18 protein-coding genes are annotated in these 24,010 nt (G+C 44.8%); 4 read left to right on the top strand and 14 right to left on the bottom strand.

The features are described from left to right. Positions 1–15: 15 nt before the first annotated feature. The 9 genes from B2739_RS05635 to B2739_RS05595 all read right to left on the bottom strand — a co-directional run bounded on the left by B2739_RS05635 (position 16) and on the right by B2739_RS05595 (position 10,762). The gene (locus tag B2739_RS05635; protein ID WP_331344888.1) at positions 16–1,074 is read right to left on the bottom strand and encodes a hypothetical protein; all 1,059 of its coding nucleotides are present in this window, start codon (positions 1,072–1,074) and stop codon (positions 16–18) included. A gap of 38 nt (positions 1,075–1,112) precedes the next feature. After that, positions 1,113–2,294: a polysaccharide pyruvyl transferase family protein gene (locus B2739_RS05630; RefSeq protein ID WP_331344887.1), complete on the bottom strand. Its 1,182-nt coding sequence runs from the start codon at positions 2,292–2,294 to the stop codon at positions 1,113–1,115. 14 nt (positions 2,295–2,308) lie between these two features. Further along, positions 2,309–3,508, bottom strand: coding sequence for a glycosyltransferase (locus tag B2739_RS05625; RefSeq protein ID WP_331344886.1), 1,200 nt, complete (start codon positions 3,506–3,508; stop codon positions 2,309–2,311). Next, positions 3,505–5,307, bottom strand: a complete 1,803-nt coding sequence (locus B2739_RS05620; protein ID WP_331344885.1) for an ABC transporter ATP-binding protein — start codon at positions 5,305–5,307, stop codon at positions 3,505–3,507. The genes B2739_RS05625 and B2739_RS05620 overlap by 4 nt, the downstream gene beginning before the upstream one ends. Before the next feature lie 109 nt (positions 5,308–5,416). Continuing rightward, entirely contained in the window at positions 5,417–6,655 is a 1,239-nt protein-coding gene (locus B2739_RS05615; protein WP_331344884.1) for a glycosyltransferase family 4 protein, read from the bottom strand. Then, on the bottom strand, positions 6,645–7,790 hold the full coding sequence (locus tag B2739_RS05610) for a glycosyltransferase family 4 protein (protein ID WP_331344883.1): 1,146 nt from the start codon (positions 7,788–7,790) through the stop codon (positions 6,645–6,647). Before B2739_RS05610 ends, B2739_RS05615 begins: the two co-directional genes overlap by 11 nt. Further along, the gene (locus B2739_RS05605) at positions 7,772–8,701 is read right to left on the bottom strand and encodes a glycosyltransferase family 2 protein (protein WP_331344882.1); all 930 of its coding nucleotides are present in this window, start codon (positions 8,699–8,701) and stop codon (positions 7,772–7,774) included. Before B2739_RS05605 ends, B2739_RS05610 begins: the two co-directional genes overlap by 19 nt. Before the next feature lie 173 nt (positions 8,702–8,874). Next, positions 8,875–9,492, bottom strand: coding sequence for a PEP-CTERM sorting domain-containing protein (locus tag B2739_RS05600; protein ID WP_331344881.1), 618 nt, complete (start codon positions 9,490–9,492; stop codon positions 8,875–8,877). 115 nt (positions 9,493–9,607) lie between these two features. Continuing rightward, positions 9,608–10,762, bottom strand: a complete 1,155-nt coding sequence (locus B2739_RS05595; protein WP_331344880.1) for a glycosyltransferase — start codon at positions 10,760–10,762, stop codon at positions 9,608–9,610. Between the two features lie 51 nt (positions 10,763–10,813). Here B2739_RS05595 and B2739_RS05590 point away from each other — a divergent pair, with 51 nt between their 5' ends. Both B2739_RS05590 and B2739_RS05585 read left to right on the top strand, forming a co-directional pair. Next, positions 10,814–11,959 carry a glycosyltransferase family 2 protein gene (locus B2739_RS05590; RefSeq protein ID WP_331344879.1) on the top strand — a complete coding sequence of 382 codons (1,146 nt, stop codon included), beginning with the start codon at positions 10,814–10,816 and terminating at the stop codon, positions 11,957–11,959. Beyond that, positions 11,956–13,095 (top strand): DegT/DnrJ/EryC1/StrS family aminotransferase, encoded by a 1,140-nt coding sequence (locus B2739_RS05585; RefSeq protein ID WP_331344878.1) that lies wholly within the window; start codon positions 11,956–11,958, stop codon positions 13,093–13,095. Before B2739_RS05590 ends, B2739_RS05585 begins: the two co-directional genes overlap by 4 nt. A gap of 4 nt (positions 13,096–13,099) precedes the next feature. Here the strand turns inward: B2739_RS05585 and B2739_RS05580 are convergent, their stop codons facing one another. The 4 genes from B2739_RS05580 to prsK form a co-directional block, all read right to left on the bottom strand. After that, positions 13,100–14,533 carry an archaeosortase/exosortase family protein gene (locus B2739_RS05580; protein ID WP_331344877.1) on the bottom strand — a complete coding sequence of 478 codons (1,434 nt, stop codon included), beginning with the start codon at positions 14,531–14,533 and terminating at the stop codon, positions 13,100–13,102. 93 nt (positions 14,534–14,626) lie between these two features. Beyond that, positions 14,627–15,592 (bottom strand): fibronectin type III domain-containing protein, encoded by a 966-nt coding sequence (locus tag B2739_RS05575; protein WP_331344876.1) that lies wholly within the window; start codon positions 15,590–15,592, stop codon positions 14,627–14,629. Between the two features lie 247 nt (positions 15,593–15,839). Further along, positions 15,840–17,225: a PEP-CTERM-box response regulator transcription factor gene (prsR, locus tag B2739_RS05570; protein WP_331344875.1), complete on the bottom strand. Its 1,386-nt coding sequence runs from the start codon at positions 17,223–17,225 to the stop codon at positions 15,840–15,842. 9 nt (positions 17,226–17,234) lie between these two features. Next, positions 17,235–19,325, bottom strand: coding sequence for an XrtA/PEP-CTERM system histidine kinase PrsK (gene prsK / locus B2739_RS05565; RefSeq protein WP_331344874.1), 2,091 nt, complete (start codon positions 19,323–19,325; stop codon positions 17,235–17,237). A 199-nt stretch (positions 19,326–19,524) separates the two neighbouring features. Between prsK and B2739_RS05560 the strand changes: the two genes are divergently transcribed. Continuing rightward, entirely contained in the window at positions 19,525–19,926 is a 402-nt protein-coding gene (locus B2739_RS05560; RefSeq protein ID WP_331345126.1) for a cytochrome c5 family protein, read from the top strand. Between the two features lie 91 nt (positions 19,927–20,017). On the opposite strand, the gene rep is transcribed toward B2739_RS05560, so the two are convergent. Then, positions 20,018–22,036, bottom strand: coding sequence for a DNA helicase Rep (rep, locus tag B2739_RS05555; RefSeq protein ID WP_331344873.1), 2,019 nt, complete (start codon positions 22,034–22,036; stop codon positions 20,018–20,020). Between the two features lie 226 nt (positions 22,037–22,262). Between rep and B2739_RS05550 the strand changes: the two genes are divergently transcribed. Continuing rightward, on the top strand, positions 22,263–23,978 hold the full coding sequence (locus B2739_RS05550) for a putative bifunctional diguanylate cyclase/phosphodiesterase (RefSeq protein ID WP_331344872.1): 1,716 nt from the start codon (positions 22,263–22,265) through the stop codon (positions 23,976–23,978). Positions 23,979–24,010: the final 32 nt, after the last annotated feature.

The following is a 24,010-nucleotide window of genomic DNA, read 5'->3' as shown; positions in this document are numbered from 1 at the left end:
AAATATTTTTTATTTCTATAAGCTTATTCGTTTAATCGCATTCTCAACTAATTTTTCTGGCAATAAGTGCTCTTTGTAATATTCTAAATTGTCCATCATCATTTTTTGTCGTAGCTCTCTATTTCCAATTAATTTTAAAACGCTATCAATGCATTTGTTATTGGTATCAAATTGAAGATAGTTTTTTCCCTCTGCGAAGCCATCAGGGATTAAGATTTCACTTGCTTCTGACACTATTGCTCTTCCTAGCGCGACATACTCAGCCATTTTCCATCCGATAGACCCGTGTAATCCGGTAGTTGCTATGCAGATAGGCACTTTTCTAACCAAGCTCAAATAATTCTTTTTCTTTGTAAGATTGCTATCTGATAAAACTAGGTCTGGGTATTCTCTCGCGCTATGGATGCTTCTTGTGAATCCACCGATGAATTTATCTCCAAGCTCGATCTTTAAATTTTTTATTAGTTCGGCACGTTCGCAATTTATTTTATGACGGTCTTCCTGCTCCTCTTCGGTAAGACGTGTCCCTGCTTCAAGTGGGTCCCATGTCCTAACCATAAATAATACGCTGTCATCTTCTTTAAAATGACCATTCATACATTCAAAATTTTTTATCCTCGGAAGAAAACTTATTCCAATGGCATCAAGCAAAACACCTATATTTGATTTAAAACTCTTTTTGCTGCTGTAGTTCAAAGAGATATATCTCATGCTCTCGTACCAGTAGGGATAATTGTTATATATCTCGAAATTTAGCCCTAAAGGAAAAATTTTTTCTGACGCGTATCCGCTGCTTGCATAGCTTCGCTTAAGATAAAATTGAACACTATGTAAAACTTCATCTTCTATCTTGGATGAGTCGAGTAGATCGATGAAAACGAGATTTTTGTCGGCTTTTATAAGAACGCCAGGAAGACGATTAATGGTGTCCTGAGGCAAGGTTGTATGGGGGCTTGCTCCATTACTTGAAGTATAATGGAGGTCAATTTTTTTCTGAGATTGAAGTCGGTGTAGGCCGGTATATATTTGAGATGAGTGCGGTAAAGCACATGTTCCAAATACGGTAATTTTCATAATAAATGCCTTTTTAATCAATTAAAATAGTTGTGTAATTATGAAAATAAGCAACGCGAAAGTTTAGAAAAATTTAATGCTGCTTGGTTTCTTAATGCTTTATTTTTTTGTTGGCTTTCGTTAATCATTGCATTAAGTGCTTCTTTTTCTTTGAGTTGTGGCAATTTCAGGAAGGAACCATTTAGAAAATCATCCATTGAAATAATATGATCCTGCAGATTAACGAGTTCAATAACCCCATTGACCTTAGGCATATAAGCAATACTCATTACAGGTGTATTGGTATTGATCGCCATTATTGATCCATGCAGGCGTTCAGCCAATACAAAATTAGATTTACTGATAATGCCTTGTATTTCTTTTGCGTTATATCTTCCGCGAAGTATAAATGCGCGGCTTTTGGCATTTGCCGAAAGCTTTGAGTAAATGGCTTCTATCGCAGCAAGGTCGTCATGCGAGTCATTTCGTTGCATGGGGATTAGCCACAAATTGCAATCTAACTCTGCGATAGCACGTTCACAAAATGCAATATATTGCTGCATCCAGCCGGATTGAGCTGTGTTGTAACAGCAAGGAGTGAGGGCAATGTTTTTTTGATTGTTGCCATAGAGGAACAATTCGGTAGATAAAATTTCTATTACTCGCTCATCGCTAGCTGAATTAAGCGTAAATACCAAATCAGGAATTACATGAATTTTATCTGGTGAAACACCACATTTAATCAGGGTGTTTTTGGATGTATTGTCTCTTACTGAAATAAGATCAACTAGAGAAAATGCTTGTGCAATAGCATCTTCCGATCCTTTATGGTGCAGAGGGCCTACACTAATGCCCACAAGTGCGACTTTCTTTCCAAAGCGTTTTGCTCGATGAATTAAGTCGATGTAGCCGAAAATCCATTTGTTGGTTTCTTTGCTATCAAAAAATAAACCACCACCACCAATAATAATTAAATCAGATCTAAAAAAACTAACAATTGCGTTAATGTAATGGCTACGTGTTTTGCGTAGCAGGCCTTTAGCAATCGCTTTTAGGCTTGTGCCAAAAAAAGGGAAAGCATTAACGTGATGGCTTTTTTTGGTTTCTTCTGGGTTTGCTGAGCAAACACTAATATTTGCACTGGGCAACTCAGTTTTAATTCCATCAATAAGCGCGGATAGGATCGCCTCATCTCCTGCGTTTCCTTGCCCATAGTAACCAAAGATTGAAATTCGACTCATTTTTTTTCCAAAAGTTATCTTGTATGTAATAGCTGCGTATCAATTTGTTTGAAAATAAATGGCCAGGCGTAGGTTCTATCAATAAATGATTTTGCAGCTGCGCCTATTTTTTCTGCATAGTCGCGATCACTGGCTAATAAAACCAATGCGTCACCAATGGTGTCATCCGTATTTGCTTCGATAATCTCGATACGATCTTTTGCGCCTATTCCCGAATTGCCCAGCGCAGAACTAATGACCGGTTTTCCTGCGCCCATTGCCTCTAAAAGTTTATTTTGTTGCCCGCTGCCTATTTCCATAGGGAATGCAAACAAATCCACACCATTAACATACGGCCAAATGTTATCAACTGTGCCTGTCACGATAACATCAGGATCTTTTGCTAATGCGGCGATCTCTGGTGCTGGGTCACGTCCGATAATAACTAACTTGGTATTGGCTAAGGCATCTCGGCGGGATTTAAAAATAGCATAAAGTCGTAATGCTGCCTTTATATTTGGTGGGTACCCCATATGACCTAAGTAACCAATGGTATGACAGCCATACTCTATCTTTTCTTCGCTGTGGTCTTGTAAAAAAAGCCCATTGGGAATTACACCAATTTTATTCTGATCAGCCCCGGTTCCAGCACCAATTTCCCGATCAAGTGGCGATACGTAGCAAGCATAATCAACGGTTGTTAATGCTTTTCTTTCCCAAAGTTTCATCATATTGACATCATAAGCACTAATCAGTGATGTGCCCTTTGAGCGTAGGCTTGTAGAGTAGGGTGAATCAATAACATCTAAACTATGATAAGTAGCGTGAACAAATTTCTTTACGAGATGTTGGTATGAAAGCAAAACACACAGTGCAGTGTCATACATTAAGCCTTTGGTTTCCTGTTGTATAAAATCAGCAATTAACGATTCATCGTAACAGATAAAGTCAAAAGGCAGCGTGTTTGGAATAAATGCTTTAACGCGCGTAAATAATTTTTTTATTTTGCTGACTGGGTGAGGTTTACGAACATAAATAGAAACCTTATGGCAAAATTCTTTGGCTTGTTGAATTCCCTCTTCGCTGACGGCTCCCTCGGCAATAATCAGTAGATGAATATTAAATTCTTTTGCCGCATGTTTAAGAATTGGATAATAGCGTATTGAAATTCCATTTTTCCGTGCCGGAAATGGAAAATCAGGCATGCATACTAATAGATTTTTTTTTTCGCTCATTGGCTCATAAATCCTTTTTCGATCATGGACTTAAAGTAATCATTTTCTGCATATAATTGTGCGTACTCGCCGTTTGCGATAAGTTTTCCATCAGCAATAACGGAAATCCTATCGGAAAGCTTGATGGCTGCCGGGCGATGCGAGATAACAATAATCAATACTTCTTTTTTAAGCTGGTTCAGCAGATTCATCAGTTCATGCTCTGATTCGATATCAAGCGCGCTTGTTGGTTCATCTAAAATCAGCACCTTGTTGTTACGATACAGTGCGCGTGCAATACCTATGCGTTGACGTTGGCCACCACTCAGTAACTTTCCATCTTGCCCTAGTCCAGTCTCCAGGCCTTTGGGTAGCTTCTCAACAAACTCCATCGCATTGGCATTAATTAATGCCTGCTTTACACGCTCAATATCAATATCCTTTTTATCTACACCAAAGGCGACGTTGGCAATTACACTATCATCCAAAATAAAAATATGTTGTGGAACATAGCCAATTGTTGCTTGGTAAGATTGTAATAATTCACCTTGGAGGTTGATATTGTTGGCTGTCATTTTGCCGCTGGCTGGTGGCAGCAAACCCAAAATAATATCGGCTAATGTAGATTTTCCCGAGCCGGAGGGGCCTGCAATAGTATTCAGTTGGCCTCGCATAAAATTGAGAGAAACATCATCCAATGCATACTTATCAGTATTTGGATATTGGTAAGTGATGTTATTCAATGTCAGTGAATCAACATTTTGCATGGGTTTGATATTGATGTGTTCTTTGTTTTCAGTGACTACATCGAGATTCCGTTTCAGTTCCAGTACTACGCCACCATTTGCACTAATGCTGGAAATAGATTTATACATTTGTTGCATAGTTGGCAGGAGCTTATAACCAGCAAGTGCATAAACACTTAAAATTGACACAACGTTTGCGCTGCTTGAATTGTTCGCCAGTAATAGTATTGCAAAAAGTAAAATAGCACTGAACGAAATTGTCTCAATAGCAAAGCGTGGCAATTCACCTGATAAAGCAATATAAGCACTGGAATCCAATCCGCGCTGGTTTATCTTACGGTAGTTCGCTGTGTATTTTGTCTCGAGCGTGTTTAGCTTAATGTCTTTAATGCCGATAAATGATTCTGATAATAAAGCCTGTATTGAACGATTGCGCTCAGTAATAATATCGCCGTGACGCTTGAGCGATTTTTTGATAATCCAGTAGGTTCCCAGATAAGCGCCACCAATAAGCAATGCGGAGCCTATTGCAATAATAGGATCAAGAAACAAAAGGCCGACGAGAATAATAAGAGCTACAAATGCTTGGCTGCACATCATTAAATAAGGCTGCAGTACCATGTAAATAAATCGCGGTGCGTCTGAAGAAATTATTGAAATAAGCCGATTGTAGTTAGTTGATTTATGAAATAAATAATCACGGTTAATAAATTTTTCAAACAACTGAAACTGAAAACTACTACCTAAATAAATAGAAAATCGTAATTGGAGCCAGAGCGTTAATGCGCTGACGCCATTAGATATAAGAATCATTGCAATTGATAATAAAGCGAAACCCAATATGAATTCATTAGTAGAGTTGAATTTACCTAGATCATAAATAGTAGAAAGTACCTTATTAGTATGTATGCTCTCCGGGTTTGAAATAATACCGATAAACGGCGCAATACTGGCTACACCTACCACTTGTACAACAGCAGAGAATGCAAAAAACAGTTGCAGCAGCAACATTTTTGTTTTTTGCTCTTTGCTCAGAACGGCATAAATACTGCGGATGATGCTCAAGATATACATAAACAGTCAGTGTCCATTATGAATATGAATCAATTGGAAATATCGAGTTTTTAGGCTGGCAATTGCCTAAACGGCTAAACAAAGTTGTCCCTGGATTAAATGAGCCTAACTACTTATGTGGCTCATTTCTTTTTTCGAAAGCCGCTATAGCATTGGAATAGATCGTGCGCATTTTATTTTGAATAAGTTCTGCGCCCCAGTTATTGTAAGCATGTTGCTTGCCTGCTTGTGCAAGTGCGTTTGTATCTATGCGGCCTTCTGCGATCTGGCTAAGCAGGTTAACCAATTCGTCAGTGTCTCCTGGGGGAAATAATAAGCCTGTTTTTTGGTGAATAACTGCTTCTGATGTTCCTCCTGTATCGGAAGTGACAGTGAGCACACCTAATTGCATCGCTTCTATAAGAGAGCCGCCCAATGCTTCAAACCATAGCGGTGTTTGTAGCGCGATATCAGCGTATTGCAACAAATGTAAAACATCATCTCTGTGGCCAACTAGCAGTACTCTATCAGAGAGCTGGTGCTCCTGAATTTTTGCTCTCAATGTTTTTTCATACTCATCATCGCCTTCAAAGCTGCCGGCTAATATCAGTGCAATTTTGGGGTGTTTATCTTTAAGTTTGATAATTGCATCAATTGCAATATGTTGACCTTTATCGTGACAAATACGTGCCGCATGCAGTATGACCAGATATCCGTTAGCCTTAAATTCTTGTATAAAATTCAGGTTAGATGCTGTTGTTTTGGCAAGGGATTTTTCAGAGTCAAAGGGTGAGTGGACGACTTGGCATCGATCTCTTGGTAGTGTTTGTAGCAATTCCAGATGTGCTTTCATTAGGTTGGCGCTAACAAAAATATAATCATTTGCCCGGCCCAGCATTTTCCCTTCTGCCCAACGGTAATCATCCAAATGGCGGAAATAGTAAATCAGCGCGGCTTTTTTGATTGTGGCTAATCTATAAGGCAGAAAATGCGCTCCTCCATTTGCTTGAACCAAATCAATATTCAAAAACAATGTCTTCATTAGCGTTTGTATAGCAACGGAGTATTCGTTGAGTAGATCTAATAGCGCGATAAACTTTAAACCAAAGAAACGTATTAAGTTATTACTGGTGAATTCCTTAAGTGCTTTGATATGAGCACTTTTTCGTTGGTAGTTGTAAAACGAAAAAACACGCTTCGCCGTCACGTGGCCTGAGAGTGGTTTGTTATATAGATCTTTAAGTGGGTGATAGTTAATGAAAATAAATTGGAATTCTTGCAGTTCATTGGCAAGATCTACAGCCCTTGCAATTGAGCCGCCCGATGTTTCAACCTGATCAAAAATAAGAATTGTTTTTTTATTCATCATTTATCCCGCCGATGATATTCGCCATCTTTTCTATTTGCATTGAAACTGAAAAATATTTTTCAGCACGCAATCGTGAGCTTCTGGAGAAATCCTGTGCGAGTGCGGTGTCGTTACATAAAGTCGTTATTCTTTGTGCTAGTTCGACATGATTGCCCGGTGTAATAAGGAATCCATTTTTGTTGTTTTCAATGGTTTCCGAGAGTCCTTGTAGATTTGATACGATCAATGGTAGCCCAGAGGCCATCATTTCCACACTGGACATAGTGAACGAATCCCACCCAGTAGAAGCGATGACTCCAATAGTAGAGCTGCGCATTAACTCGGCAATATCTTTGCGATAGCCAGCAAAAGTAACATGGTGTTCTGCTGTAGTGCCTGTCAGCATATCTGTATAAGTCTTTGCTTCATCGCCTTTGTTGCCGCAGAGGACAAAGTGAATATCGTCCAACTGGCCAGAATCAGCCAAATGAAGTGCTGCTTTGATAATTGTTCTAACGCCTTTGCGCTCTTCCATATGCCCTGAATAAAAAATAATACGGCGAGCTTCTGGAATGTGTAGCGCGTGATGTGCATAAAAATTTTTACTGTAATCGGGAGAAAATTTCTTTGTGTCTACGCCCAAATAGAGTACACGTGTAGCGCTATCAGGTACGCCTCTGCCCAGAGTGGCTGTTTGGCGCATGGCCTCCGATTCAAAAACAAACAAGTCCGGCTTGTTTTTTCGTAATAAAAACTCTAATTTTTTCAGCCAAAGTTTTAAACCAGAATTAATGCTACTCATGCTGGCACCCCAGTATGAGATTATTTTTTTTACGCCATTATCTTTTAGTATGCGAATAACTTTAGCTGGATATCCGAGATCAAATGCTATGACAGTTTGAATATTGTTGTTGCGCAAATAGGGAATAAGTGAGTCTGGATTTGGGTCGCGGTAATCACAATCGATTTTATTTGATGAGCAGCTATCCTTTAATCCATTAAAAGACCAAAAAATACGATCTTCCGAAAAGCCTGCACGTAATGCGGCTTGATGAAAAACATATTCCAGTGATGAGATCGCATAGCCGGTGTGCTCCTCGCAATGGATCATAATCAAAATAGCAGGCGAGGACTGTTTCATGACGACAAAAGCCATAGTTTTATCAAAGTGAAATTCTTGCAAATGCACAAGTAATGGTAGAAGCGCGCAGCTTTATCCATCTTTATTGATGCGAATAAAAATTTAAGTGCAGCACTGAAGGAGTTGGTTAGTGCGTCTATTAACAAGCGAACAGGCCTTCCCATAAATTTTTTGCGCGCCGTTAATTTGGCTATATGAAAAGACGAGTGTGCACCATCAACAAAGAGTTTTTTAATATTTTCGCTGGTGTATTCGCGCTCTTTGAGTCTGTGGCCTACGCCTGCGGATGGAAAGTAAATAACCTTTTTATTGGCCCAAATCATTTTGCGATAGAGCAGCGTTTCCTCACCCGCAGCAAGTTTGCTGCCTTGACGGCCAAGGTTAGGGTCAAATCCTCCCAATTCAATCAAGAGTGTTTTTTTCACGCAAAAATTTTTCCCATAAAATTCGCGGTGAATATCATTTATTTCGAGTAGTTTGTCACCGTAATCCAGTCCTACAAAGCAGGGTGTATATTGAGGAAGGAACCACCAGGGTTTTGGTTTATCCCAAATAATACGGATTTTGCTGTAAAGACAGTCTGGTGATAAGTTGCGGATGGCGTTGATGTATTCTTTCGTCCAATGACTAGGAATATCGGCATCATCATCAGTAAATAAAATATATTCGCCTTGAGCTTTCTCCAGGCCGGTATTACGGGCGTGCGATAGGCCTTGTTTAGGCTCAAAGTGATAATGAAAATACGGGTGTCGAGCAGAAAAGTTTTGTGCGATTTGCGCAGTGTGATCCGGCGAATTATTGTCAACAATAATTACTTCTATGAGGCCCGGTTCGGGCTGATCCATTGCCGCCAATTGATTCATTGTGATTTCTAATGAATCGGCGTTGTTGTAAGTGCATAGCACGATGCTGATAAGCGGTTTCATTTCCCTGGTCGTCTACGTAGGCAATATGGAGTTTCGCTGCAAATACTTATGCGAAAACGTTATTCGTAAGGCGGGGAATTCTACCACAGGGATTAATAAGAGTTTGTTGCAATGCCAAATTCACACAATAAAAAAAGGCACCTTAAAGGTGCCTTTTTCTTCGAAGCAGCTAATTATGCTTTTTTAGCTTGACGACGACGAGACAGGCCAAGACCCATCAAGCCAAGACCAAGCAGAGCAAAAATACCTGGCTCTGGAACTTCAAGTGCTTTCACAGAGAATTCGTCTCTTGCACCGCCAGCCCAGAATTTGATTTCATCAACAGTGATGCCACCAACAACAAAAGTTTGCTCGCCGTTAGCTTGCACTGAATCGATGCCGTAGAAAGTCAGGGTTGGAACAACTTGTACGCCGCCAAACCAAAGTGATAAGTAACCAACTTCGCCTTTCACTGGATCGCTACCGTCACCGCCTTCATTGTCTTTATTGAACAAGTCAGTAACTTTGATTGACTGCAGAGAAACTGCGTTTGCGAATAGAATCTTGATGTATTCAACGCGATCAATTTCATCGATTTCGCCACCGCGAACACCCAGACCGTCTTGTGGGTCTGCTGCGAATAACAGTGAGCCAGCTGGGCCAGCAATTGCAGTAACGTCACCAACGGTGTGGCTTGGTTGGTTGTTTGCTGCTGGAGTCCAGGCTGCTGAACCAAAATCGATAATAAGTGCGTTTGCTTGTGCAGCTGCGAACAGTGCACTTGCGGCGAAAAGCTTGCTAATAAGTTTCATTGTCTATCTCCATGATAAGTGAGTGTTTGGCGACCAACCTGGGTCGTTGGCAAGGCTAATGCACAACCTGTGCCAACCAAAAAATGCCATTTTTTTCAGTAACTTATGTATTTATTTAATTTTGCGGTGTAAAACTATCCGACGTTTGTGTGATCAGCTTGCGGTAGAGCTTTAGGGTGCGACTGGCATTCTCTTCGCTGGTATAGATGGGATTGAGCCGGGTTGTGATGGGGTTTTCAAATAGTTGCAACAGGGTTTCGGCATAACCATCAATGGTGTGCTTGGAGACTAGTAGTTTGGGGTAATCGGCGAGAACTTCACGCAGCCCTCCTGTGTTGTGAGCAACTAAGGGCTTGCCGAGTGCGAGTGTCTCCAGTGCCGTCATGGGGGTTCCTTCATGGTCGGAGCACATAACGATTATATCGAGTGCGGCAATGGCAGCTGTTGAATCAGTTCTGTGACCGTGAAAGATAATGGCCTCGCTGAGCCCCAGTTGTTGAGATTGCGAAATCAGCTCGTTTTTAAGCTTACCGTCGCCAATAACGTGAAACTTCAATTTATATTTTTGTTGCGAATGAAGGAGTTGGCTGGCGGCTTGAATAAACAGGTCGACCCGCTTTACGGGTTCCAGTCGTCCAACAATGCCGATATGAATGTACTCTTCTGCTTGTGCGCGAATGTCGGGTGCGGGTGTCAGTTTGTTAAGTGAGTGGCTGTCGATGCCGTTTTCGATAATGCATATATGTCGGGGTGGAAATTTACTTGCAAGTTTGTGTGCGAGATCCTTTGAGACTGCAATAACGGCATCTTGTGCGTATTTTCCGGTGATGTTGTCGAGCCAAACCACGATTCGCTTTAATCCCCGTGGATTGTGCTCGGGAGCCCCATGGGTTGTGCGCAGGGATTTGGTTCGTCGCCAAGGGAAGATACTGACGGCCAGATTGGCAACACTGGTTAGAATGTTTTCTTTCTGGCGATGGGTATGAATTACATCTGGCTTTATGGTTTTTATCACCTTGATGAGTTTGCTGATAATACCAATGCCTGATGTCTGCTGTTCATCAATAATTTCAAGGGAGATATTTGCCTGTTTGAGTTTGTTTGCCAGGATGCCATTGTTCATTAATACAACGTGCAAGTCGCAGTCATCTTTAAGTGAGGATATAAGTGTAAATGCTTGAACTTCTGCTCCTGCCCATAGATCGCCAGAAATGATGTGCAAAATCTTGAGGCGGGAGGGTAAAATCGGCGGGATTGCGTTTTGTGGCATGGTGTCGATATCTTCAGCGAGTTTTGTTAGGGATAGTTTCCAGAGGTTAAAATGTTAACATTTTTGTTTTGGTTGTTTTGTGTTGCTGCTCTTTATAGCTATTTTATTTATCCGTTAGTGTTGCGCGTGTTGGTGGCAAAGAAAGGCGTGAAAACTAGCGCAACAACAGAGCCATCATCGATGGCTGTCAGTGTTTCATTAATTGTGACTGCATACAATGAAGAGTCTAGGGTAAGGGCGAAGATAGAAAATAGTTTGCAATTGGAGTTTGATGGCTCGGCATTTGAAATTATTGTTGCATCTGATTGTTCCTCTGATAGGACTGACGATATTGTGCGTGAATATGCAGATCGCGGTGTGCGCTTGGTGCGTGCGCCAGAGCGTTTGGGTAAAGAGCATGCGCAGCAGTGCGCGATTAAAGAAGCAAGCGGTGAAATTTTGGTGTTCAGTGATGTAGCAACAGAAATTCCCGCAGATGCGATTAAAAAATTGGTCGCTTATTTTAATGATCCTAATGTAGGGGCTGTGTCCAGTGAAGATCGCTTTATCAGCCAGAATGGCACGGTAGCTGGTGAGGGGGCATACGTAAAATATGAAATGTGGCTGCGCCAGCAAGAATCCCGATTGGCAGGATTGGTTGGTTTAAGTGGCTCTTTTTTTGCTGTTAGAAAATCGCTGTGTAGTGATTGGGATATACATTCGCCTAGTGATTTCAATACTGCATTGAATACTGCAAAGGCAGGGCTAAGGGCAGTGACCGCCCCGGATGTGCTTGGTTTTTATCAAGACTTGAAAGACCCATCAAAAGAATATCAACGAAAAATCAGAACTGTGATTCGTGGCATGACAGGGCTATCGCGCCATTCGGAAGTGTTAGGTTTTGGTAAGTTTGGGTTTTTTTCCTTTCAAGTAATATCGCATAAATTAATGCGCTGGTTAACGCCATGGTTTTTATTGGCGTTATTTTTGACCAATGCGCTAATTGCCGATAATGGTTTATTTTATTTTTTAACTTTCCTCGGCCAATTGATGTTTTACGGTGTAGCCGTAGTTGCACATTTTCTGCCGAACTTACAGTCCGTTTCACTTATTAAATTGGTGTATTTCTTCGTGCAAGTAAATATTGCCTTGCTAGATGCTGGAGTTAAATTTATTGCTGGCCAACGTATGACTACCTGGAAGCCTTCTGCACGATGATTTGGCATGGTGATCTTGCTCCTGTAGGGAATCGTATCTCGCTTGAATCAAGCAAGGAATGTCTGCTTGAAAATCAGCTCGGTAATTATCAATACTGGCTGGATTCCGGTACATCAGCCTTGGCGTTAGCGTTGCTCGATGCAAAAGAAAATTTTCCTGATGTGAATAAGCCGCGTGCAATCATTCCAGGTTATTGTTGCCCTGATCTTATTGCGGCTTGTGTGTATGCAGGTGTTGAAGCGGTTGCTGTTGATATTAGTCCTAACGATCCATCCTATGATTTGGAACAATTACGATTGCATTTGGACTCACATGTCATTGCGGTTATTGCGGTAAATTTTTTAGGAATCGGTGAGCGCCTAAATGAACTGCGTACACTCATTTCTGATTTGAATCTGCGTGCTCGGGTAATTGAAGATAATGCGCAATGGTTTCCAGCGGAAATTGGGTCAATGCAGTTTAAATCCGATTATGTGACATTCTCTTTTGGTCGTGGAAAACCAATGAGTTTGTTAGGTGGTGGATTGCTTTGGGCAAAAGAACCTGTTGCGGCGAATGCTGCAGCTCACATTGAGCCGTCGGTACATTCTTCCTTTCTGACGCTAAAATTGAAAATTGCAGCGTATAACTTGTTGCTTAAGCCCCAGTTTTATCAATTGTTAAATCGTAATCCTTGGCTTCGTTTGGGTGAAACTCGCTATGTGCCGCTCGAAAAAATTGAGGCTCTCGATGCTTACAGGCGCACGTTACTGAGCGTAAATTTTACTCGTTACAGTAATCGAGAAAATCGGCTGTCACAGCTTATCAATAAAACAGTGATCGATTGTGGTGTGCAAACGCTTTCCGATCATTGTGCCTCTCGTCAAAATCGACTGTTGCGATATCCCTTGTTGTGTCCGGAGAGTGATATCCGGGATAGATTGCTTGCGCAATTAAATATCGCTGGTCTTGGAGCTTCTCCAATGTATGCTGCAGCTATTGATCAGATTGCCGGTGTGGATGGGTTGGTGACTATTCCCCACGCATTAGTTAATGCTAAAAACTTTGCTGGGAGATTTATGACATTGCCAGTCCATGAGCAGGTTACGCAGGCATATCTCGCGCGTATATTGGCTGCTTTGTCCTCCTTTCGTTAGGAAGTCAGCTCTGCGGAATGCTGATTACAGGCAGGGCTCTAATTAATTTATCCAGTTCGTTTTGACAGTTATTCGAGCAATTTGCTTGCGCTACTAATAATCCGAAATATTTGTCACCCATAGCATTTGCCATGATTTGCAAAAATTTTGCAGCGATATACTTTTCAGTGTGTATCTTGCCAACAATATATTGCGTGGCGATGATCGTTCTGGTGTTGCTGCCTACTTTTTTATAAATGGCGATTGAAAACTTACTCTGGGGATCGGAGAGCGATCGTTCAAGTGACCATTGTGATCGATCAACCACCCCTTGTATAAATGGCACTATTTCCCTGCTTTGACTAGTGGGCATATGAGTAAATAAATCCACGCGGATTTTTATTTCTTCATGTGTTATTAGTCGTTTATCCAGATGATTAATAGCAGGACTGGGTTCTGCACCTATGCGCTCTTGAACTTCCGTTTTGAATTTATCAAGATGACTTAACTGTAGCGGCGAATGTGTTGGTGGTATGCCTGAGTTAAGGTAAAGAAATATTGGGCCAAGACTAAGGGCTATCAACGATAGATAGTGTGGTCGAGCGGGGAGGCTGACTGTTTTTGCCGGATCTCTATTGATGGGGGCAAAGTAGATTGCTGGTACAAGCAGGCATGCGAATAAGATCCAGCCAAAGGTTTCGTGATCATGCATCAGGCTGCTGGTCATTTCGGTGTGATAACCAATCAGTACAAGCAAGTAGATGCGCAACCAATTGGCGAAGAGGCCCAATAGTGCCGCTATTAAAAGTGTTATGAGCGAAGTGCGAAGGCTATATTGGTTGATTAAGATGAGTATATAGCCCATCAATAGCGAAATAATTAGATATCTAATGCCTGAGCATCCATCGGCAATATAGATGGTGCCACTGGGTATGAATAAGCTGCTGCCATCAATAAGCACTGTCAAGTTGCTGAGTTTTACGGCTTTGCCTACAACAAGTGCACTGAGATCAACAAGGGTACTTGTGAGTTCAGACCAAATCGGGACGGTAAAAAATAATAAACCGAATAGGGGTAACACTGCCAACATGGTTGATGCAGAAAAACACGCGCCTATGAAAAAGCAGAGTGTGGCAATCAGTAGGAAGTAGGCGGGTAGGCTTATGCTAAGGCTTTCGAACAGATACCATCCCAAAGAGCTACCTGCTGTTGCCAACACTAATAGCCAATGTAGAAGGTTCGGACTTTGGCTTCTATCGCCTGTTACGTAGTTGCAGCGTCCAAGTAAAACGAGCATTACGCCAACAGTAGGGATGGCGTGAGCCAAGTCTTGATCCCAGAGCACCCATTTTTGCCATAGCGTCGCAAGACTTGGGTAATACAGCAATGCGACGGCAAAAATTGCAGCAAAAATAGGTAAAACTCTGACTTGATGGGTCAAATTTTTGAATAAATCCATATACAGAACGCTATTCAATCCGATGTGTTGTGATGCGGTTCATAATAGCGTGAACGAATAAAAAAATCCCTAGTTCAATCTTTGAGCATGAAATTATTGTGAAACCTTCACGAAGCGGCTGTATACGCCGTTAATATCAAAAACTGCTATTTCAAATTCTGTGTCGCTGGCATCGGCGTGGGTGTATTCAGTGACTTGATTGCTATTAATCACTATATAGGTGAAGCGCTTATCGGTAGCTTTGCGATAGCGAATTTCATATCCACCAATTTCGTCCAATTCAAGGTACTGTCCATTTTCCCTTTGGCTGGGGTGTGCCCAAGTCAGTTTGGCGGATTGTTGACTTGTTGTGCTGCTTGATGTTGAAGAAATGCTTTTTGCACTGCCGCTTGATATAGAGCTGTTTGATGTAGAGCTGCTTGATGTAGAGCTATTTGAGCGGCTGCTATTTGCATTGGCTAGGGTACGTATTTTGAAGGGAGGGGATTTTTCCGACTTGTTTCCTGCTGCATCAAAGGCTGTGATGGTGTATTGATAATCAGTGTATGCGAGCAATTGCTGATCTGAAAGTACGTGTATTGATGGGTCAATAGAGGCAAGTATTTTGCCATCACGTTCAATCTCATAATGGCTGATACCGACATTATCGGTAGCCTCTTCCCAAAGAAGGGTAATACTGCTTTCGGATAGGCGATAAAGTAAAAGTTTGGTTCCCGATGGGGGAGTGGTATCTGTACCACTACCGCTCGATGGTAATGAGCTGTTGCTACTTGAGCGAGATGCTCGCACATAAGTCTCTGAGCTTGTAGCGGAGGATGACTTATTAATGCTGCTGGAGCTGGATACTGTGGCTTGAGGAGCGCTGGATGATTTTGGTTCAGATGAACTTTGTTCAGTAATACTGCTCGCTGCCATCGAGCTGGGATTTGGCTTGTTGATGACTGTCCCGCCGCCGCTACCACTGGTTTCTGATGCGCCACCACCGCCGCAAGCAGTCAGAATTATTACGGACGATGCCAGGGTAATGGCGCGTATGCTCTTTTTAACGCTGTTGTACATCTATAACACCTACGATTTATTTGGTCTTGAATGGTTCACTACCTGTGAACCAGTTTTAGCACCTGTGTATTAAACATGTGCTAATCACATCTTTTTTTATGAATTTCGCGATTAAGTATCCAATTATTGTGATGAGCAATACATTCTGAAGTGCGTAGGCATATTCCAATTGATTATGAGGCAGTATTCAGTTGATTTTGGATGGTTTTCAGGCGCGTACAGCGAATTCAACAGTGCATCACTTTATTCAGTCTCCTGAATCGCCATTGCTAAGATATTGCTGGTTCATGTCATATTTTTTTATCAAATCATAAAATGTTGGGCGGGTGACGCCGAGCAGTTTTGCTGCTGCGGAAATATTGTTATCGGTCATGCTGAGTGCACGGAGAATTGCTCCCCGTTCGGCTTCCTGACGCACATGGCGAAGATTCAAGGAGAGGTCTCCGGCTTCCGCCAGCCCCAGATCTTCACGTGTGACATGTTTGCCATCGGCCATAATCACGGCGCGTTTTATCTTGTTTTCCATTTCCCGAATGTTGCCTGGCCATGCATAGTTCTCGATAGCGGCTATTGCATCTGGGGTAAAGCCGGTCACGTTTTGGCCGTGTTCCTTGGCAAACTTCAATTTGAAATGACGCGCGAGCAATACCTTGTCGCCCAGCCTGTTGCGCAGAGGAGGGATCAATACCGTCATTTCACAGATACGATAGAAAAGGTCTTCGCGGAAACTTCCTGCTTTTACCATCTCTTCGAGATTTTTGTTGGTGGCGCAAATGACGCGTACATCAACGGGTATCTCTGATCGTCCGCCCACGCGCTCAATAACTCTTTCTTGCAAAAAGCGCAAAAGCTTTGCTTGAAGATTGAGAGGCATATCACCAATTTCATCAAGAAACAGGGTGCCTTCATTGGCAGTTTCCACCTTGCCTATGGTGGTTTTGTTAGCACCGGTAAAGGCGCCTTTTTCGTAACCGAAGAGTTCACTTTCAATCAGGTTTTCGGGTACGGCTGCACAGTTGATTGCGACAAAGCGTTTGTTTTTGCGCGGGCTGAGTTGATGGATTGCCCGTGCCATGACCTCTTTGCCGGTACCGCTTTCTCCCAATAATGTACAGGTAACGGTAGTCGGGGAGATTTTTTCCAACTGGCGACAAATTTTTAACATTTGCGGGTCGTTGGTAATCAGGCCTTCCAAAGGTTCTTGTTGGGACAGGCTGATACGGCGGTTGTAGTCTTCCAATTCGTGAATATGGAATGCGCGCTGGACAATCAGATCCAGGGTGTTGGGATCAACCGGTTTTTGATAGAAGTCATAGGCTCCCATCGCGACCGCGCGCAGTGCGTTGTCGCGATCAGTTTTGCCGGTCATCACAATGACTTTGCTATTGGGGGAAATGCGCAGAATATCCTGGATACATTTGAATCCTTCATCAACACCGTCTTCATCCGGCGGCAGCCCCAAGTCCTGGATGATGACTGAGGCTTCATGCAGGCGCAGTGCTGCGATGGCGTCCTGACGATTGTCGGCGACGATGGTCTCGTATTGGTCAAAGTGCCAGCGCAATTGGCTTTGCAGTCCTGCATCGTCTTCGACGATCAGTAATATAGGTTTGGTTGAGGCTGATTTGCTCATGCGTTTACGCTAATCCTTGTTCAACGGGAGGGAGATGGTGATAGTCGTGCCTTCGCCCAATTCGCTGGCGACATTCAGTGTGCCGCTTAGCTCACTGATGTACTCGCGCGATAGGTAGACTCCTATGCCCATGCCTTTGCCGGATTTGGTTGTTTCGAATGGTTTGAATAACCGATTGTGGATGAAATCCCAGTCCATCCCTGAGCCTGTGTCTTGGATGACGATGGTGGCCCAGTTATTGTTGACCTGAAGTGTAACATGAACTTGGCCGTCGTCTGGCGTCGCTTCCTGCGCATTTTTAATGAAGTTGGTGATGGTCATTACCAGTCTGACCTGGTCGGCATTGATGGTGCGCTGGGTGGTTTCTATTTCGGCGGTCAGCTTGGGTGCGCTGCGTTGGCATTCGCTAATGGCTTGTTGCACAACTTCCATAATCGACAGGCGTTTAACCAGATCTGAATCATCGCGGCGCAATTTTTTCAGCAGGTTATTCATGCGGTCTACAGAGTTGCTGATGGTTTTGATTGCGTCTTCAAAGAATGCCGGATTGCCTTTGTGCTTTTCGGCGTTGCGTACGACCAGCGCTTGCTGGGCAATCAGGTTGTTCAAATCGTGAATGATGAAGGCCACCAGCTTGTTGTAAGTATCGAATTGCCGACCTTCTACCAACTGCTCCGCTTGTTGGTGCCGTTTGAGGTAGCTCGCAATCTGGCGTCCCATGGTTTTGAGTAGATCCAGGTCTTCCCAGGTGAGGGTTTCATCGCCGCCGGGTTTGGTCAGTGCAATAAAACCAACCAACTCTTCGCCCACAATTAATGGAAACAGCAGCCACAGGTCGGGAATGTTATGCGCCCAGTGAGGTAGCAGCTCATTGTGTTGGCTGAGGGCTTCGTTATCGCCGCTGTCGGGGATAAAAACCCATTCAGATTCAATAAACGCGCGGCAAAACGGGCTATCGACGGGCTCCTCCTGTAAATCAACAAAGCTGGGCAGATTGGCGCGATAGACGGGCTCATAAAAGCCTTGTTTGCGTAGCCAAATGGCACCGCTGGGCGCGCGGGTGGTGGAGGCGACTGCAAAAAAGGCGCGCTGGTTGACCTCACTGGCCTCGGCTGGTTGGGCGAGGTAATTGATCAGGCGCAGCCACTCGTTGCGGTAATCGTACTTGTAGCGGAACAAGTGTTTATTGATCAAAACGGATAGTTTCATCCGGATACGGCTGGAGACAAAAACGGTCGCGATGATGAGTACTGCGCCGACCAGCAGCAGGCTGTAAAACACGGTGCCCCAATTGCCACCATACAAGCGCACATAATAACCACCGAGCGACAGCACAGTGATCAAAATTCCGACACCTACTAATGACGTGGTATAGAACGCAATCGGGCGGGATAAATTGAAATTGGCAGGACGTTCATGCCGTTGCAACAGTAGCATGCCGCCAAGAGCCATAAACAAACAGGTGGCGATGGACACTGCCGCGCGTGACTGCCACAGCATAGGGTCGAGGCCTTTAAAAATCAGGGCATGTGTAAATAGATAAATATCGTACAGAAAAATGGCGGCAAGGTTCATGCACAGCAGTTTGATCTGGCGGTCGTTCTCGGCGGCAAAGCGATATAGCTGCTCCACGCTCACCAGCGCAATGACGGCGAGCCCCAGTGCAAACCAGACCGACAAGCCCGCTTGATTCATATTGGGCAGGAACAACATGGCAATCGCCAGCGCGGTAATTGGCCAGCCCCCACTGAATAACAATTGCAGGCTGGTTGGCAGTTGCCGGCGTTGGGTATTGTGTTTGAGGCTGAGGCTGATACAGAACACCCAAGCGTTAAAATGCAGGTATTCCAGAATAATCAGTATGTAGAGTGGTATCTGGTAGGTGGAGAAGGACAGGGCAATCGCGCCAAGATGAAGGGTGTGGACAGCAGCAGCCCCGGCAAACACCCATGTCTTTTGTTTTCGCACCAATTGGAACAGATAGGCCAGCATCATCAGGGCAGAGACGATTGCTGCGCTGAAGTAGGCGACAAAGGTGACGCTGTTATATTCCATACCGGCGATAATCCTGTAATAGGTATAAGACTTGGCAATAAGCATAACAGCTGGTCGTGGTAGATCAAATTGCAGCAAGAATCTTCATGCTGACATCAAATACTGCCATCGCCTGTGTGGGTATTTGCCGCTATAATGCGCGCCCGACGCTATCGGGAGCTTTGGGGTTCCTGATGATTTACAAAGGCGATACTGGAGCAGGTTCCAGTGGGCCTATACCAACGAGGAAAACACCGTGAGCCAAATGAAAAAATTGTTCGGAATTTTGTTAGTGAGTGCTTTGGTGAGCGGCACAGCTATCGCTAACGAAGAAGAGATCCAGTCGCGTCTTGCCCCGGTAGGCAGCACTTGTATGTCAGGTGATGACTGCGCTGCAGCGCCAGCACCGGCAGCGGCAGCAGGCCCGAAATCAGGTAAAGATGTATATGGTGGTTTTTGCACCACTTGTCACGGTGCCGGTGTGATGGGCGCGCCCAAATACGGCACAGCAGCTGATTGGGCTCCGCGTGCCGCCAAAGGGAAAGACACTCTTTATACCCATGCTATTAATGGTTTTAACGCCATGCCACCAAAAGGCATGTGCGCCGCCTGCTCTGATGATGAAATCAAAGCAGCGGTGGATTACATGTTGGATGGCAGCAAGTAATATTGGGTTAAGTGAGGGCTTTAGAGCTCTCCATAACAACAAAGGCGACCTCTGGTCGCCTTTGTTGTTTTTGGCTTTTTGTTACGCCGGATTAATCAAACAGGTTCAGCAGATTGGTCAGGGTTTCTTCTCCCTTGGCGATATTTTTCTCCGGGCTCTGCTCGCCAAAACCTTCCCACTCGACATCGTCGGGTGGTAATTCATCCAAAAAACGGCTGGGGGTGGTTTCGCTCATCTCGCCAAACTGTTTGCGCTTGCCCGCGAGCGTCATGCTCAAGGTGCGTTGCGCGCGGGTAATGCCCACATAGGTCAATCGGCGTTCTTCTTCGATGTTGTTATCTTCAATACTGTTGCGATGTGGCAGTAGATCTTCTTCCATTCCCACCATAAATACATGGGGGAATTCCAAGCCTTTTGATGCATGCAAGGTCATCAATTGCACCTGATCACTGAGATCCTCTTCCTCTTGCCGCTCCAGCAGATCGCGCAGTACTAATTTGGCGATAGCATCTTCGATGCGCGACTCTTCGTCTTCATCATCGTTGGCACTTTTATCGAGGCTTTTTTGTAGGGATTCCACCAGATAAAACACATTTTCCATGCGTTTTTCAGCTGCTTTGGGGGTGTTGGAGTTTTGGTGTAGCCAGCCTTCATAGTCGATATCGCTGAGCATTTCGCGAATGGCATCGACCGGCGCACTGCCGCTGCAATTGCGTTTGACCTGGTTGATCCAGTGCGCAAAACGCTGCAAACGTTCAAGATTTTTTTCGGGAATGCGACTTTGTAAGCCCACCTCGTCCAGTGCAGCAAATAAACTGATTTGACGCTCGCTCGCATAACCGCCCAAGGCTTCCAGAGTACTGGTGCCAATTTGGCGGCGCGGGGTGTTGATCACGCGCAAGAATGCGTTGTCATCATCCGGGTTCACAATCAAGCGCAAGTACGCCATGACGTCCTTGATTTCGGTTTTAGCAAAAAACGAAGAGCCGCCACTCATTTTGTAGGGGATCTGGTGATGCTGCAGTTTCATCTCCAGCAGACGCGCTTGATGGTTGCCGCGATAAAGCACCGCAAAATCGCGGAATTTATATTGTTTTTGCAGGCGCTGGGTGATGATTTCGGTGGCGATGCGCTCGGCTTCTGCCTCTTCATTTTTACAGCGGATGACACGGATAGGGTCGCCCAAGCCCATTTCACTCCACAGTGCTTTATCGAATTCATGCGGGTTGTTGGCGATAAGATGGTTGGCGACGCGCAGGATGCGGCTGGTAGAACGGTAATTCTGCTCCAGTTTGATCACCCGCAAGTTGGGGTAATCCTGCTTGAGTTGGCTCATGTTTTCGGGGCGGGCACCGCGCCAGGCGTAAATGGACTGATCGTCATCGCCTACCACGGTGAGTGCGCCACGGTCGCCTACAATTAACTGCACTAAAAGGTATTGGCTGGAGTTGGTGTCCTGATATTCATCGACGAGCAGATAGCGGATTTTGCGCTGCCAGCGCGTCAGTACATCCGGATTGGTTTGGAACAATTCCACTGGAATGAGGATCAGGTCATCAAAGTCCACGGCGTTGTAGGCGCGCAAGGCTTGGTTGTAGCGCAGATAAATCATGGCGATGGTCTGTTCGCCCTGGCTTTGCGCCATACCCAATGCACGCTCGGGAGTGACCAGATCATTTTTCCAATTGGAAATTTGGTGTTGCACCAAGTCCAGATGGTCGCTGTCCAGATCGCCGTCTTTGAGCATCAGCTCTTTAAGTAGCGAGCGGGCATCTTCCGAATCGAAGATGGAAAAGCCGGGTTTAAAGCCAAGGCTTTTGTGCTCGCGGCGGATGATATTGAGCCCAAGGTTGTGAAAGGTGGAAACTGTTAGCCCTTTGGAGGCATTGCCTTTTATCAGCTTGCTAGCGCGTTCTTTCATTTCACGCGCGGCTTTGTTGGTAAAGGTGAGCGCAGCGATATTGCGCGCAGGAATCTCACATTGTTCAATTAAATAAGCGATTTTGCGTGTAATCACGCTGGTTTTGCCGCTGCCAGCGCCCGCCAATACCAGACAGGGGCCATCAATATAAAGCACGGCTTCTTTTTGGCGGGGATTGAGTTGGGACACAGCAACAGCCTTGAATAAGTGGGCGGGCATTCTATCAAGCCCGGTTGTTGTTGTAATTGCCGATGCAGCGCAGTTTGTGATGCTGCCGCAAAGCTATAACCACAAGATAAAAGAAGGCCGTTTGTAGCGGTTATTTGTTATATAGCAAGGCGTTCAGTTTGCTTGGGTGCACTGTTACCATTGAGCAGGGTGGCGTGTGAATAGTGTTTTTAAGGGATCGAGAGTAATGGAGCGGAAAATAAAAATCCTGTTTATCGACCGTGAGCAAGGTGAATACCTGCTCATCGCCGAGATTTTGTCTCACATTCGCCATGTGGAATACGAATTGACCTGGTGCGATGATCTGGATTTCGCACTGGGGAAAATTTTATCCCAGGAATTTGATGTCGCTCTGCTCGATTATTACTGGGGCGATATCAACGCGCGCGACCTGCTCAATGCGGCGCGTGTGCAAGCCTGTCAGACCCCGATTGTGGTCATGACCGATGAAATGGAAACAGAGGTTGACCGCGAGGCCATCCGCGCCGGTGCTGCGGATTACCTGATCAAAGGTCAAATCGATCACCTGCTGCTGGAGCGCACCCTGCGCTATGCCATCGAACGTAAACAGACCGAGCAGCATCTCAGCCGCCTGGCGCACTACGACCCCTTGACCGATGTGCCCAATCGTATTTTGTTCCGCGATCGCCTCGAGCATGCGATCCATCTGGCGGAGCGCGACCAAACCAGTTTTACCCTGATGTTTATCGATCTCAACGGCTTTAAAGAGGTCAACGATAACTTTGGTCACGATGCTGGCGATGCGATTATCCGCATCTGCGCTGAGCGTTTGGGTGGGTGTTTGCGCCGCAGCGACTCTGTTGCGCGCATGGGGGGCGATGAATTTACGCTGCTGCTGCAAAATATTGCAGTGAATACCGATGTCGCCCACATTGCCGAAAAAGTTATCAAGGCGATCGAACAGCCGGCAGAGATCAACGGGCATGAAGTCGTTGTGGGCTGCAGTGTGGGAATTGCGATTTATCCACAAGCCGGGCGCGATGCCGATACTTTGCTCAAGCACGCGGATATGGCGATGTACAAAGCCAAGCAAGAGGAGGGCAGCAGCTACCGTTTTTTTACCGAGATGATGAACCAGGATGTGCGTCGCCAGCTGCGGCTGGAATCCGATTTACGCGCAGCACTCAAGAAGCAACAATTTGTATTGCATTACATTCCGCGCGTGGATGTCAGCACTGGCAAGGTGGTCGCGCTTGAAGCTTTGCTGCGCTGGGACAAACCGGGTGTCGGCATAGTGAACGCCAGCGATTTTATCGCCACCGCCGAAGAGACCGGCATTATCAACGCGCTTGGATATTGGGTCATCCGCCAGGCGTGTAATGATTTGAAGCTCCTGCAATCCATTTGGGGCGATCATTTGATGATGGCGATCAATTTGTCGATCCGCCAATTCAAAGACGACAATTTGGTGCACGAGGTTGCACGCATTTTTGCCGATAGCGATATACAGCCGGGCGATATTGAATTTGAAATCACGGAGACGGTATTTGCGGAAAATATTGAACTGATTTCACTGTGTATGCGCCCGCTGTCCTTTTTTGGGATCAATTTTTTACTCGACAGCTTTGGTGCCGGCAACTCATCGCTGCTGCATTTACAGCGGTTGCCCATCAGCACCGTCAAAATTGATTTGGGCTTCTTGCAGGAATTAAACCGCAGCCATACCGACAAACGTTTGGTCTCCGCCATGATTACGCTGGCGCACAATTTAGGAAAGTTGGTTGTCGCTGAAGGCGTGGAGACCAAAGAGGAAAAAGAGTGGCTCAAGGAAATGGGTTGCGATTTGATGCAAGGCTATTACTTCTCGGCACCCAAATCCTACGCTGAAATTGTCAGTTGGTTGCAGATGTCAGTGTCGCACCAACATCTGACACCTAATTAATCCATTCTCCAACAGACAGCTTGGTTATCGCG

It is taken from the genome of Cellvibrio sp. UBA7661 (assembly GCA_002483365.1).
GTDB lineage: Bacteria > Pseudomonadota > Gammaproteobacteria > Pseudomonadales > Cellvibrionaceae > Cellvibrio.
This window is presented reverse-complemented; position numbering and strand designations above follow the sequence as displayed.